This window comes from Spongiibacter sp. C9W, assembly GCF_057370015.1.
Genome location: NZ_CM170672.1, coordinates 647,289 through 661,208, shown reverse-complemented (window position 1 = coordinate 661,208; position 13,920 = coordinate 647,289). Strand labels below are relative to the sequence as shown.

Annotated in this window: 9 protein-coding genes; all 9 read left to right on the top strand. The window is 51.5% G+C overall.

The window, feature by feature from the left end:
• Window positions 1–57: 57 nt before the first annotated feature.
• The 9 genes from AC2Q8J_RS03160 to gltX all read left to right on the top strand — a co-directional run bounded on the left by AC2Q8J_RS03160 (window position 58) and on the right by gltX (window position 13,871).
• The gene (locus tag AC2Q8J_RS03160) at window positions 58–3,510 is read left to right on the top strand and encodes an Eco57I restriction-modification methylase domain-containing protein (protein WP_486452075.1); all 3,453 of its coding nucleotides are present in this window, start codon (window positions 58–60) and stop codon (window positions 3,508–3,510) included.
• A gap of 131 nt (window positions 3,511–3,641) precedes the next feature.
• Window positions 3,642–4,730: a helix-turn-helix transcriptional regulator gene (locus AC2Q8J_RS03155; RefSeq protein ID WP_486452074.1), complete on the top strand. Its 1,089-nt coding sequence runs from the start codon at window positions 3,642–3,644 to the stop codon at window positions 4,728–4,730.
• Complete coding sequence (locus AC2Q8J_RS03150; RefSeq protein ID WP_486452073.1) at window positions 4,709–5,488, top strand: hypothetical protein; 780 nt, start codon at window positions 4,709–4,711, stop codon at window positions 5,486–5,488. The genes AC2Q8J_RS03155 and AC2Q8J_RS03150 overlap by 22 nt, the downstream gene beginning before the upstream one ends.
• Window positions 5,489–5,491: 3 nt before the next feature.
• Window positions 5,492–7,807, top strand: coding sequence for a BREX-1 system phosphatase PglZ type B (pglZ, locus tag AC2Q8J_RS03145; protein WP_486452072.1), 2,316 nt, complete (start codon window positions 5,492–5,494; stop codon window positions 7,805–7,807).
• Window positions 7,807–9,858 (top strand): protease Lon-related BREX system protein BrxL, encoded by a 2,052-nt coding sequence (gene brxL, locus AC2Q8J_RS03140; protein WP_486452071.1) that lies wholly within the window; start codon window positions 7,807–7,809, stop codon window positions 9,856–9,858. Before pglZ ends, brxL begins: the two co-directional genes overlap by 1 nt.
• A gap of 18 nt (window positions 9,859–9,876) precedes the next feature.
• The gene (locus AC2Q8J_RS03135; protein ID WP_486452070.1) at window positions 9,877–11,004 is read left to right on the top strand and encodes a hypothetical protein; all 1,128 of its coding nucleotides are present in this window, start codon (window positions 9,877–9,879) and stop codon (window positions 11,002–11,004) included.
• Window positions 11,005–11,018: 14 nt separating this feature from the next.
• Complete coding sequence (locus tag AC2Q8J_RS03130; protein WP_486452069.1) at window positions 11,019–11,387, top strand: STAS-like domain-containing protein; 369 nt, start codon at window positions 11,019–11,021, stop codon at window positions 11,385–11,387.
• Window positions 11,384–12,055, top strand: coding sequence for a hypothetical protein (locus AC2Q8J_RS03125; protein ID WP_486452068.1), 672 nt, complete (start codon window positions 11,384–11,386; stop codon window positions 12,053–12,055). Before AC2Q8J_RS03130 ends, AC2Q8J_RS03125 begins: the two co-directional genes overlap by 4 nt.
• 331 nt (window positions 12,056–12,386) lie before the next feature.
• On the top strand, window positions 12,387–13,871 hold the full coding sequence (gene gltX / locus AC2Q8J_RS03120; protein WP_204995515.1) for a glutamate--tRNA ligase: 1,485 nt from the start codon (window positions 12,387–12,389) through the stop codon (window positions 13,869–13,871).
• The last annotated feature ends 49 nt before the right edge of the window (window positions 13,872–13,920 follow it).

Here is a 13,920-nt window from a genome sequence, read left to right as displayed (position 1 = left end):
CGTTGTCAGTTATAGGGTAAGCAACTTCCAACGACATAGCGGCTATCAGGACGAACCATGCAAGCACACTCAACCAATAAAACATTACCGAGCGAACTTCGCAGACAATTAGAAAGTACCGTTAAATCAGCGCGGGATGTTGCAGAGCAGGCTGCACAGGAAGAGCTCGAACGGCTCAGTGTGGGCGCGAAAGCGCCTGCTGACTATCTAACGGAAGAGCAGCGCGCACTCCGCAACCGTCTCCGCGCCCATGGGCGACAGTTAGGCGATAGAAGAAAGCCCTCCGGCGAGCAAGAGATTAGCCTGTTGGTTTCAGAGATCGCCTACGAGCATTGGCACCGCATGTTGTTTTCCCGCTTTCTCGCTGAAAATAACTTGCTGATGTACGAAGATGGCGTAACGCCATTGGCTATATCTGATTGTTTCGACCTGGCTGAGGAAGAAACCGGCGATAGCTCCAATGGCTGGCGCTACGCCGCCAATTTCGCAGCCAAAATGCTGCCGCAGATTTTTCGGGTTGACTCCCCAGTCTTTGATATTGAACTAGTGCCAAACCACCAAAAGAAGCTAGAGCAGCTTTTAAGCGCACTTGTTCCAGAGATTTTTCAGGCCTCCGATTCCCTAGGCTGGGTCTATCAATTCTGGCAGGCGGACAATAAAGAGCGTATTAACAAATCCGAAGTAAAAATCGGCGCACGGGAGCTACCTGCTGTCACCCAGCTCTTTACCGAGCCGTACATGGTCAGCTTCCTGTTGGATAACGCCCTGGGCGCCTGGTGGGCGGCGCGGCGATTAACGGAACAAGATCTGCGCACCGCTGCCAGCGAAGAGGAGCTTCGCAAAAAGGCTGCCATCCCCGGTGTGCCGCTGGAATATCTGCGCTTTGTGCGAGAAGTGGATGCCGACGGCATTGAATGCTGGACGCCTGCAGCGGGCACTTTTCCGGGTTGGCCGGAGCACCTCAGCGAGCTGAAATGCCTGGACCCCTGCTGTGGTTCCGGTCACTTCCTGGTGTCACTGCTGCTAATGCTGACGCCGCTGCGTATGGAGATGGAAGAGTTAAGTGCCGAGGCGGCGGTGGATGCCGTGCTGCGAGACAACCTACATGGCCTGGAACTGGATCAGCGTTGCGTGGAGCTGGCGGCTTTTGCCCTGGCATTGAATGCCTGGAAGTACCCCAGTGCGGGAGGCTACCGACAGCTGCCGGAGATCCAAGTGGCCTGTTCTGGCTTATCGATTAGCGTAGCCAAAGACGAATGGAAAGCCTTGGTTAAAGAGGGCGGGCTGGGTGGTAAAAACCTGGCCATTGCGATGGACTGGCTGCACGACACTTTTCGTGATGCGCCGGTACTCGGCAGCTTGCTGAACCCAGCCAAAACCGATGCGGCCAAACTCGTTCAGTGGGATCAGCTATCGGAGGCGCTGAACAACGCCCTTGAGAAGGAAAGTACTGACGAACAACACGAGGTGGCCGTGGTGGCGCACGGCCTGGCGAAAGCCGCCACGCTGTTGGCTGGGCAATACAGTTGGGTCGTGACTAACGTGCCTTATCTGGCGCGAGGCAAGCAGGATGACCGCTTGCGGGATTATGCTGAAAAACATTTCCCCGCGGGTAAAAATGATCTGGCCACGGTGTTTCTGGATCGCTGCCTGGAGCTGTGCCGCGAGGGTGGCTCCAGCTCCGTGGTGCTGCCGCAGAACTGGCTGTTCCTGACCAGTTACGAGGCTCTCAGGAAAAAACTGCTACTAGGAGCCAACTGGAACATTCTTGTTCGTTTGGGTGGTGGAGCTGAGGCATTCGAACAGGGCCCGGGGAATATCACCACCATATGTATGCTCACGCTTTCCCGAAAGGGGCTTGAGAGCACCTCTTTGGAATTGTTTTCAGCAGATGGCAATAGAGGAATTCTTCGAGGACTCGACGTCGCCGGCATCAAGGCCGCCAAGGAAAAGTCTGCTGGCCTGCGGACTCTCGACGTTAAGAGCGTGGATCAACGAAAGCAGCTCAGCAATCCGGATGTACGGATAGCTTTCGAAGAAGTCCAGGGCGAGCTACTGAAGAAGTCTGCAAACTCATATCAGGGCCTAAAAACGGGAGATGATTCGAGCAAAAGGAGGTGTTTTTGGGAAGTCAGTAACCTTGTCCGATGGCAACCAATGCTGAGCACGGTCGAGCACACAGTTCCGTATGGCGGAATGGAATCAGTAGTGGATTGGCATCATAACGGTGACGATATTGCGAGGCTCCAGGGCCTCTCAGGGTGGGGGAAATTGGGAGTTTCAGTCAGTCAGATGAGCCACTTACCGGCGACGATCTACCGCGGCTGGAAATTCGATAGCAATATCTCAGCCTTGCCCGCAATTGAAGAAGAAAATCTCGCTGCAATATGGTGTTTTTGCTCGTCTGCTGACTATAACGCTGCCGTCCGACGGATTGATCAAAAGCTTGGCGTAGCAAACGCCACGCTTGTAAAGGTTCCCTTCGACCTCGACCACTGGACCAAGGTCGCCGCCGAACTCTACCCCAACGGCCTACCCCAGCCCTACACCAACGACCCCACCCAGTGGATCTTCCACGGCCACCCCTGCGGCTCGGTAATCTGGGACGACACCACCAAGTGGAACGCTCACGGCCCACTGCGCACTGACGACACCGTGCTTCACATCGCCGTCGCCCGCCTGCTCGGTTACCGCTGGCCCGCGGAACTGGATGCCGAAATGGACCTGGCCGCTGAACAACGTGAATGGGTAAACCGCTGCAAAGATTTGCTACCTTATGCCGATGACGATGGCATTGTCTGCTTGCCCGTGGTTCGCAGTGAAGAAGCTGCGGATGAGCGTTTAGAGGCATTACTGCAAGCGGCCTATGGGGATAGTTGGTCTAGCCAGGTTCGCAACCAATTGCTGGAAGCGGCTGGCTGCAAAAACAAAAGCTTGGCCTTTTGGTTGCGAGAAAAATTCTTTGAGCAGCACTGTAAGCTTTTCCAACATCGGCCGTTTATTTGGCACATCTGGGATGGCCTGAAAGACGGCTTTTCCGCCCTGGTGAACTACCACTTACTCGACAAGAAGAACCTTGAGCGACTCATATACACCTACCTGGACGATTGGATTCGTACTCAAAATCACGCGTTAAACGCTGGAAAAGATGGCGCCAGTGAACGACTGGCTGCGGCGCAGACCCTGAAGAAGAGCCTAGAGCTCATCCTAGAAGGGGAAGAGCCCTACGATATTTTTGTACGCTGGAAGCCGCTGGATCAGCAGCCGATTGGCTGGGAGCCAGATCTCAACGATGGCGTACGTCTAAATATTCGGCCGTTTATGGCGGCGGGTGTACTCAGGCATAACAAGAAGCCCAAACTAAATATCAATTGGAACAAAGACCGGGGCAAAGATGTGGAATCGGCCCCGTGGTACCACCTGGGGCCAGAGTATGCGGAATCAGAGGGTGCCAGGATTAATGATCACCATCTGAGTTTGGAGGAAAAGCGCAAAGCTAGAGATGCTTAACTATCTAAAATATAAGGATAGTTAGCTTATCTGCTTTCTCATCAATTGACTGATAACGTCAAAATTGCACGATAACTAAAATGGTGTTATCGTGCATTTTAAGTGTTATTTAATAATGGGTATTAAAACCTATGGCTTTTAAGAAGCCGCTAACTGAGGCTAAACGCTATCTTGAAGAGGTGCTGGGGGAGGCAGAGGTCAATAGCCTCTGGGGTGAGCCCTGGGCGGCGGAGAAGCAGCTGCCTTTCTTTCTGCAAGATGGCTACGCCTTTTTCCAGGTCGAACTCTTCAAGAAGCCCTGCCTGCTAATGCTGAGCCGAAGCCCAGAAGGGGAGACGCCAGCGGTTGTACGTAAACACTGGCAGGCCGTGTCCAAACAATTTCCCGGTGATGTGATCTACCTGGTGGAGACGATTACTTCCTACAATCGCAAACGCCTGATCGAACAGCGGGTGCCCTTCCTGGTGCCTGGCAATCAATTATATCTGCCGATGCTCGGCGTGGATTTACGCGAGCGTTTTAAACAAGGTTTGGCTGAAGAGAAGGCGACCTTAAGCCCGGCAGCACAGGCATTGGTCATTCGGGAAATCTTGCAAAAAGACTGCTCTGAAAAGCCGGCCAAAGTGCTGGCGAGGCGTTTGGGTTATACCGCGATGACTGTTAGCCGAGTGATGGCTGAGCTGGAGGATAAGGCATTAATCGAGGTAATCAAGATCGGACGCGAAAAGCGGCTTAAATTTAAGGCTAGCGGCAAAGCCTTGTGGAAGGCCGCGCTGCCAGTGCTACAGAGCCCTGTGAAAAACCGCGTTTGGGTTATTGTACGTGACCAGGAGCGTTGGATTGGGGCTGCTGGTGCACGCTTGGCCGGTGAAGCCGCGATGGCAAAATACACCATGCTGGCCGGACCAGAGACCGGTGTTTGGGCCATACCTGCGAATCAATGGCCTGAACTGAATGCTCAGCCATCAATAAAAGTGCTTAAGAAAGCGGATCTTCCAGGCCGAAATTACACCCCTCAACGCGAGGTGTTGGAGTTGGAGTTATGGGCCTATAGCCCTGCGACAACTGCAGCGAATGGTAATGAGGATGGTTTTATCTTTGACGGGTTACTCGTCGATCCACTATCCCTTTGGTTGAGCATTGAAGCGAAAGATGACGAGCGGTTGGAAATGGCCCGTGAGTCTCTGCTAGAGCAAGTATGGAGTCAGTTACCGTGGTAAAAGGCTTGGATCTCTTTAGGCAGTATTTTCAGGACTTTCAGGATCGCTACATTCTGATCGGCGGTGTTGCCTGCGACCTGAATATGGAAGAGCTGGGCTTAACATTCCGGGCAACCAAAGACTTCGATATTGTGCTGTGCGCCGAAGCGCTCGATTCGGCGTTTATTGAGCGGTTCTGGGAGTTTGTTCGGGCCGGTGAATATCAGCATCGGGAAAAAAGCACCGGCGATAAGCAGTTTTACCGCTTCGAGAAGCCAGGTGTACCTGAATTTCCCGCTATGCTGGAGTTGTTTTCCCGCGTACCTGACCAGCTAACCATTCCTGACGATTGTCATCTCACGCCCATTCCTGCTGATGGCGAGCTGTCGAGTCTATCAGCCATTCTGCTCGACGATGATTACTACCAGTGCATTCACAATGGCAAAGTAGTGATCGAAGGACTTTCATTGTTGAGCGTCGACTACATTTTGCCCTTTAAGGCAAAGGCTTGGCTTGATCTCAGCCAGCGTGCGGAGGCAGGGGAGACTATTGATAGCAAGAAAATCAAAAAACATCGTAATGATGTATTTCGGCTTTATCCTGCCCTTGGGCCTGAGCAGCGCATTGATATTGCTGACAGTATTAAGAGCGATATGCGAGCCTTCCTTGATGCCATGCCCGCTCAGGAGGGCTTAGATTTGAAGCCCTTTGGCATTCAGAACCGTTCGTTGGATGAGGTGATAGGCGACCTCATCAGTATTTATCAGCTGGAGTCTTAAGGCATGCCATCCGTTTTATCGCATCTTGTTGACGAGCTCCGTAAAGCTGCTGTTTTCAATGCCAATGTGCAACATGCCCCGGTGGCTGTGTTATGGCCTGATAAGGAACGCCAGTGGGAGCCCGTATTACCCTTGTTGCGCGAAGCGATACCTGAATTGCTGGTGCTCGGCGATTATGTACCGGAATTACGCTCGGGTCCGCCGATTTGGCTGAAATGCGTGATCGCCAACCAAATTGAGGATTTTCTTGTTGATGAGGGCTCCACCCCCGTCATCTACATGCCGGGCGTGTCGCGGTTGGATCTTAGAGCGATTGCAGAATGCCCTGAGACGATTAAGCCTTTGGCGGAGTTGCAGTATCGCGGCGAGTTATGGGGGCAGTACAACGGTAAGGATTGGACGGTTAATGCTTTCTTGACCTCTGCGACTGGAGGCTTGGAGCTGGATGTTGCAAAAGATCAGTCGACGCAGAAAGCCCTTTTGATGGCTTTGGAGGCCGTGGTTGCAGCATCTGTTGAAAGCCTATCTGGCAAGCGCTTAGAGGCCAGTGATTTTAATCAGCTGTTATCCAGTGATCCGATTCGTGATCTCCTGTCTTGGATGAATGCCCCCCAAACAGTATCGGGTCAGTGGTCAGCTGCCCGGTGGCAGGCGCTCTGCAATCTTGCAAAGGCCGAGTATGGATTAAACATAGAGCAAGATGGCGACTATGCGGCGGCGGAAATGCTCTGTTCTCGGCAAGGTGTTTGGGAGCAGGTATGGCAACGCTTTGCGGAAAGCCCCGGCTTGTATCCTACAATTCCTGATTTATTGGAGCGGGTGCCGCTGCCTGACTTGTTGGCAGATCCTGAAACCTACCCACAGGCAAATGCCAAAGCGGAAGAACAGCTCCTGGCTGACCTCATTGCACTGACATCCGCTAACCCTAGCGAAGCCCGGGATAAGCTGATTCAGCTTGAATCTTCCCATCAATCGCGCCGTAACAGCCTTTGGGCGGAGCTGGGCAAATCGCCCTGGGCGGTATTGCTGGCGCCTATGGCTGCTATCGCGGAGAAAATAAAAGCCTCCCTTGGAGGGCTGTCTGCTGAGGAGCTTGGCCAACGCTATGCTGAAAAGGGCTGGGAGGTCGATGGTCTGGTTGTGGATGTATTGGCGCTTTGCGATGGCAAACAGCAATTGTCGGTCGTGGAAGATGTGCTAGCGACAATTTATCGGCCTTGGCTTGCCGACTTAACTGAGCGTTTTCAGAAACATGTGAAGGCCGATCGGTACCCCGGTGTGGATGGGGTAGAAGAGGCGACTGCGCAGTATCAAGTGGGCGGTGAGGTAGTGTTCTTCGTCGATGGTTTACGGCTGGATGTGGCCCACAAGCTGAGAGCTCGGTTGGCGGGGGTGGGCATTGATGCAGACCTAAAGACTCAGTGGTCTGCCTTGCCTTCGGTTACCGCAACGGCGAAAGCGGCAGTTAGCCCCGTTACTAGGCGACTCACTGGCGATGGCGCAGTCAAGGATTTTGAGCCCAGCGTGAAAGACAATGGCCCCTTGTCGCATGACCGATTTAAGCGGGTGCTGGCTGAGGAGTCCTGGCAGCACCTGGCGGATGACGAGTTAGGTGATCCCGCCGGTAATGCCTGGGTGGCGTGTGGCGATATTGATAAGGAAGGCCACAAAAGCGAGCTGAAATTGCCAAAACGCCTTGGCCCCATTCTGGATGGCATTGTCGAGCGTATTCAGGAGCTTCAGCACGCGGGATGGCGCAAGATTCGACTCGTTACCGATCATGGTTGGCTCTTGGTACCCGGCGCTATGCCCAAATCGAGTCTCCCCGCGCAAGCTGCAGACAGTCGCTGGGGACGGTGCGCGCAGTTGAAGCAGGATGTCCACGTTGAGGGTTTAACCCTGGGCTGGTATTGGAACGCCAATATTCCGATTCATTTTCCGCAGGGGATTCATTCCTTTATTGCGGGCAGGCGCTACGCCCACGGTGGCGTGAGCCTGCAGGAATGCCTGGTGCCGGTAATGACCATCGAGGGGCAAGCCAAGCAGTTACTTAAGGCTGAGATTAAACAAGTCCGTTGGTTAGGTTTGACCTGCAAAGTGGAGGTCGAGTGCGAGGGCGGGGTACCCCAGTTGGATTTGCGCACCAAGCTGGTAGACAGCAGCACGTCACTTGTGAAGCCTAAGCGATTGGACGACGGTAAGGCCAGCCTGAAGGTGTTGGATGACGAAAATGAAGGCCTGATGGCCACGGTCGTTGTGATGGATGATGACGGCAATGTGCTAGCGAAGCAGGCAACAACGGTTGGTGGAGAGGATTAATGGAATTAGATCAACTAGATCGCAAGTCGGCAGAAGCGTTTGAGGGATTTGTCGTACGCAAGGACTTGGTGAGAACCTTTAGCCGCCAGTTCCCGGTGCCAACCTATGTCGTCGAATTTATGCTGGGGCGCTATTGCGCGACTACCGACGAGAAGGAAATTGAAGAAGGCCTGGAAATTGTCCAGCGGCAATTATCCTCCCGAACGGTAAAGGCGGGGGAGGAAGAGCTCTTCAAGGCGCGGGCGTATAAAGATGGCAATGTGAAGCTGATTGATATGGTCAGCGTACGTTTTAGCGCTCCCGACAAGGGCTACTTGGCGACGCTACCCAGCCTTCGGCTCAATAATGTACGCATTCCCGACAAAATTGTTGATGAGAATGAGCGTCTACTGACGGGCGGCTTTTACGCTGAAATTACTCTGGAATATGACTCGATCATAGCCGAGGAAAAAGGGGGTAAGCCCTTCGGCGTATTCGCGCTGAAGCCGATTCAGCTCTCCAAACGCAATGTATTGGAGACTATGGCCGAGGCCAGGAAGCATTTCTCCACTGAGGAGTGGAAAGACATGCTGCTGCGTTCCATCGGCCTGGAACCTGGTACGCTGGATGAAAACGCTAAAGATGCCATGTTGCTCCGGATGGTGCCCTTTGTAGAACGAAACTACAACATGGTGGAGCTCGGCCCGAGAGGGACCGGTAAAAGCCACTTGTTCCAACAGGTCTCTCCCTATGCACATTTGATCTCTGGCGGTAAGGCCACCGTTGCCAAGATGTTCGTGAACAACGCCAATGGGCAACGAGGCTTAGTTTGCCAGTACGATGTGGTCTGTTTTGACGAAGTGAGCGGAATCTCCTTCGACTCCAAAGACGGCATCAATATTATGAAAGGCTATATGGAGTCTGGAGAATTTAGTCGCGGGAAGGAAAGTATCCGCGGGGATGGCTCCATGGTGTTTGTGGGTAACTTCGATGTGGATGTAGAGCACCAGCAACGGGTTGGTCACCTATTTGGCCCACTTCCAGAAGAAATGCGCGACGATACCGCCTGGATGGATAGGATTCACTGCTACCTGCCGGGTTGGAATGTCCCGAAAATGAACAAGGGCCTACTGACTGATCATTTTGGTTTGGTCAGCGATTTCCTATCAGAATGTCTCAGCCAGCTGCGCAGCCAGAGTCGGGTTAGCTCTATGCAGGGCCGAGTTCATTTTGGCGGAGCATTAAGTGGACGTGATACCAACGGCGTCAACAAAACGGTATCAGGCCTGCTGAAGCTGATTTATCCGGATATGGACGAATCCGTATCCGATGAAGATCTGGAATGGGCTGTGCGCTTGGGTCTAGAGGTTCGTCGCCGGGTTAAAGAGCAACAAAAGCGCATTGGCTCCGCTGAATTCCGCAATACCCACTTCAGCTATATCATGGGGAATGATGGCGTTGAGCAATTTGTGTCCACCCCCGAGCTACAGGCCGATAACTCGATTGGCTCGGATCCCCTCGAGCCTGGGCAAATATGGGCGATCAGCGAAGGCGGGACTGATGTGGATGACAATGCTGGGTTATACCGCATTGAGGTCAATGAAGGGCCTGGAAGTGGGATCAAGATACTCAACAATCCGTTGCCGCAAGCCTTCAAAGAATCGGTTCGCTATGCCGAGCAAAACCTCTACTCCCGTACTACACAATTGGTCGGTGACCGCGATCCTCGTGCTCATGAATTCACTATCCAGCTTCGCGCCTTTGATGCTTCGAAAAAGGGCGCCAAACTTGGCGTGCCGGCTTTGATTGCGTTGTGTAGCAGTATGCTCAAGAAATCAGTTCGTGGCGGTCTTATCTTAGTCGGCGAGATTAACCTCGGCGGCTCCATCGAGCCGGTGATGAATGCCGTCAATGTGATCGAGCTGGCCGTTGAGAAGGGGGCTCAGGCTGTATTGCTTCCCGTCAGCTGTAGACGCCAGCTCTTTGACTTGTCCGATGATATGGCGACGAAAGTAGATGTGCAGTTCTATGCAGATGCCAAGGATGCGATGTTGAAGGCGCTGGTGGAGTAGGGAAGGGGGTACACAACTTTGAAAAAACTCACTCTCAAGGAACGGGAACGGTCTGTTCGCCGAACAATAGCGGATCGTCGGCAATTTCAAAAACGTGGGAAGAAAAACTTTAATTCAGGGCAGAAAATCCGTGTGCCGTTTAATGCCGAAATAATGCGCTTGATAGATTCTGGCATAAACGCTGAAATTAAAAGGAAAACCCGACTTTTGGTCACACTGCCGGAAATCATGAACTTTTCCAGCCATTATGAGGAAACGGTCAAATATATAAACTTTATTCGAAAGCTGACCTCGGAAAAAAGATCATTTTACAAGTATCGTCTTGGGAAAGTTGGGTTCTCTGAGCTCAAGCGAATATCCACTTCGGCAGCGTTAGTGCTGACTGCGGAGTTATCAAAGTGGGACGATGGCATACGCAATACACTTGTTCCGTCAACACAGGAGTGGAACCTCGAGATTCTGAAGCGTTTTACCCAGCTGGGCTTCTTCGAGCTTTTTAATAGAAAGCCAGTGTCACCATTACCTTCGGTGACCGAAGGGGATATTCAAGTCGTTAAATATATTAAGGGTAGATGTGGTGACAAAAATAAAGTTAAAGAACTTAAAAGTAGCATAGCTACGATTGTTGGAGACAAGGTCGGGAAATGGACATTCCTTGACTCGGGCCTCTCGGAAGCAATAACGAATGTTACGCATCACGCCTACCCAGCCAAATTCGGGTATCTAGAAGAAGACAAAAATTGGTATTTGACAGGCGCATATAACAAAAGTGACCGGGAGCTAAAAATTGTCTTTTATGATCAGGGTATTGGCATTCCAAAATCTTTACCCGCATCAGAAATATGGGAAATAGTAACCAGCTTGCTTGACAAGTTGCCGCTTGGCACAAGGTTTCAGGATGAAGTTATGCTCAAGGCCGCTGTAGAATTAGACAGAACTAGCACCGGAGAGAGCGACAGGGGCAAAGGTTTGCAAGATTTACTCGAATTTATAAAACATCGAGGTGCTGGATATTTGTCAATACTGAGCGGCCATGCATTGTATAAGTACAGCCTCGAATCAGGAAATGATCGCGTGAAATCCGAAAGATTTACGAACCCAGTAGAAGGGACGCTTATTATTTGGAAAGTCATACTAGATGACTGACAGTGAGATTGACAATGGCAGAGCTTAATATAGGCAGCAAGTTTTCTTCAGACCCGTGCGGAAGATTTTATTCTGATGATACCGGCTCTAGCGGAGAGCAATTTAGGGAGGAGCTTTTACTTCCAATGCTCTCGCAGTTAGAAGGTCATGAGAAGTTACGGATAATTTTAGATGATGGGGTCGAATCTTACGGCTCGTCGTTTTTGACAGAAGGGTTTGCTGGGGTTGTAAAGTTCGGTCATATGACTGCTGACGATTTGCTTAAAAAGATCGAATTAGTTGTCATTCAAGACGAGGACTTTGAGTTTTATAAAGAAAAAATTATTCAGTACATCAAAGAGGCAAAATTCAACTCCAAATCATATGTGTCCACAAAAAAATGACTGTTGAAAAAGCCGTTTCTGCTCAAGCAAGCTCAGCTCAACTCGTTATCCCAGAGCTTATAACTGAAAGCTCTGCTGGTAGTGCGAGTAGTACCGTCTATCTTAGTGTCCCAGATAAGGTTGAAACACATCTGGCCCAGATCGATGAAAGTTTGCAAGGTATAAGTGCACAGCTTGCTGAAAGTCCAGGTATTACTGGCTCTGACTTATTTTTGCCAATTGTCGGAGCCGTAGTGGGTGCCTTAGCTGCTTATATCTTCAATTTTTTCCACTGGAGACATGCTCGAAAAATTGATAATCGATCAGCAGTTGTGAATGGTGTCAGAGAGCAAGTCGTTACACTTGAGAATGAGGCGGTCTGTTACTGGCTTCAAAAATCCAGTAGCACAAATAGAAAAGATATGAAGGTTAGCGAAATTAAAATAAAAACTATTTTCCCTACAATGCAAAAAAACCTATTGCTCATTAGAGATAACGTGTCTGGGGTTGATCAGCGAAAAGCAATAGATTCGGCACTAGAATTTCATTCAGATTTGTACGATTTACTGACAGGTGAAAACTTCGAATCCCGAGAGCGAGACAGTGACGAGCAGATTGCAACCAAAGCCGCTAGGTTGTGCGGAAAAATGCAAAGTCAGCTCGCATTGCTTGCATTTGATATTGGGTAAGACAGCCAACTGCCAGCGGTGCCGGAGTCCATCAAACGGTAAGGCAACCCCCGTACACTTGAAATAATTGTGAAGCTTCTGTCCCCTAATTGTCCCCTGCTTTAATAAGCTTGTTATAACTGTCTGATAAATATGAATAATAAATTTTGTGCAACCAATCAAGCATTGGCGCTACGCAGAAGCGTCTGTCGAGGGTATTGTTGGGCATTCGCCAGGAAAACCTCCGGGGTAGGTGAATCTTATCGCCGCTGGCCCGTATAATGGCGCCTTTCATGTCGCAGCTTATGCGCGCGGCCAACGCTAATTGTATTGAAATGGTAAACAACTCTCCATGACTGTTCGCACTCGCATTGCGCCATCCCCCACTGGTGATCCACACGTCGGCACCGCATACATCGCCCTGTTTAACTACTGCTTTGCAAAAAGCCAAGGCGGCCAGTTTCTGCTGCGCATTGAAGACACTGACCAGCAGCGTTCGACGCCAGAGTCAGAACAGGCCATTTTAGACTCTCTGCGCTGGCTGGGCTTGGACTGGGATGAAGGGCCCGATGTGGGCGGACAAGCGGGGCCTTACCGGCAGAGTGAGCGCAGCGAAATTTACCGGGAGCACTGCGAGCAACTTATCGCGAAGGGCTTGGCGTTTCGCTGTTATCGCAGCCCCGAAGAACTCGATGCTCTGCGAGAAGCGCGGCGCGCTGAAGGCCAGCACACGGCCTTAAAACCCTCAGATCTGCGCCTGAGTGACGACGAGCAGCAGCGCCGCGAAGCCGAGGGTATGCCCTATGTTATTCGCATGGTGGTGCCCGAAGAAGCGGGCCGTTGCGAGATAGAAGATATGTTGCGCGGTACCGTGGAATTAGATTGGGGCCAGGTCGACGCGCAGATATTGTTGAAATCCGATGGCCTGCCTACCTACCACTTGGCCAATGTCGTGGATGACCATTTGATGGGTATTACCCACGTGCTGCGCGGCGAAGAATGGTTGAATTCTGCGCCTAAGCACAAGTTGCTGTACGAGTATTTTGGCTGGGAAATGCCGCAGCTTTGCCATTTGCCACTGTTGCGTAACCCTGACAAAAGTAAGCTCAGTAAGCGCAAGAACCCCACTAGTATTTTGTACTACCAGCGCATGGGCTTTTTGCCGGAGGCGCTACTTAATTACTTGGGGCGGATGGGCTGGAGTATGCCCGATGAGCGCGAGAAGTTTAGCCTTCAGACAATGATCGAGCACTTCGACATTCAGCGGGTCAGCCTGGGTGGCCCGATTTTCGATGTTGAGAAACTGCGCTGGCTTAATGGGCTTTGGTTGCGAGAGGACTTGAGCGACGACGCGCTAATTGAGCGCCTGCAGAGCTGGGCATTGAATCGGGAAACGCTGACCAAAATGCTGCCACATCTAAAACAGCGTATTGAGGTATTTACCGATATCGCACCGCTGGCGGGTTTTTTCCTATCGGGAATGCTGCCGCTGAGCAAGGAAAGTTTTGCTCAGTGCACCTTAGAGGAAGAGCAGTTGGTTGAGGTCTTACAGTGCTGCTTGTGGCGTTTGGAGGCCGAATCCGATTGGCAGCGCGATACTTTGTTTGCCGATATCAAAGCGCTGGTCGACGGTCTGGAGCTGCGCATGAAAGATGTGATGCCACCGCTGTTTATTGCCATTGCGGGCACCACTGCATCGATTTCAGTCGTCGACTCCATGGAAATACTCGGGCCGGAAATCAGTCGTGCGCGCATTCGCCACGCCATTGATATTTTGGGCGGGGTGGGCAAGAAAAAACTTAAGAAGCTGGAAAAACGCTATCAACAACTCCCTTGATGGTGGCGGCAAATGCGCCTGTGTTGTTAAAGGGGATTTTTTTCACTGC

Bases quoted from the DNA above. Each gene is read 5' to 3' on its own strand.
- AC2Q8J_RS03160 (WP_486452075.1), top strand. From the start codon at position 58: ATGCAAGCACACTCAACCAATAAAACATTACCGAGCGAACTTCGCAGA.
- AC2Q8J_RS03155 (WP_486452074.1), top strand. From the start codon at position 3,642: ATGGCTTTTAAGAAGCCGCTAACTGAGGCTAAACGCTATCTTGAAGAG.
- AC2Q8J_RS03150 (WP_486452073.1), top strand. From the start codon at position 4,709: ATGGAGTCAGTTACCGTGGTAAAAGGCTTGGATCTCTTTAGGCAGTAT.
- pglZ (WP_486452072.1), top strand. From the start codon at position 5,492: ATGCCATCCGTTTTATCGCATCTTGTTGACGAGCTCCGTAAAGCTGCT.
- brxL (WP_486452071.1), top strand. From the start codon at position 7,807: ATGGAATTAGATCAACTAGATCGCAAGTCGGCAGAAGCGTTTGAGGGA.
- AC2Q8J_RS03130 (WP_486452069.1), top strand. From the start codon at position 11,019: ATGGCAGAGCTTAATATAGGCAGCAAGTTTTCTTCAGACCCGTGCGGA.
- AC2Q8J_RS03125 (WP_486452068.1), top strand. From the start codon at position 11,384: ATGACTGTTGAAAAAGCCGTTTCTGCTCAAGCAAGCTCAGCTCAACTC.
- gltX (WP_204995515.1), top strand. From the start codon at position 12,387: ATGACTGTTCGCACTCGCATTGCGCCATCCCCCACTGGTGATCCACAC.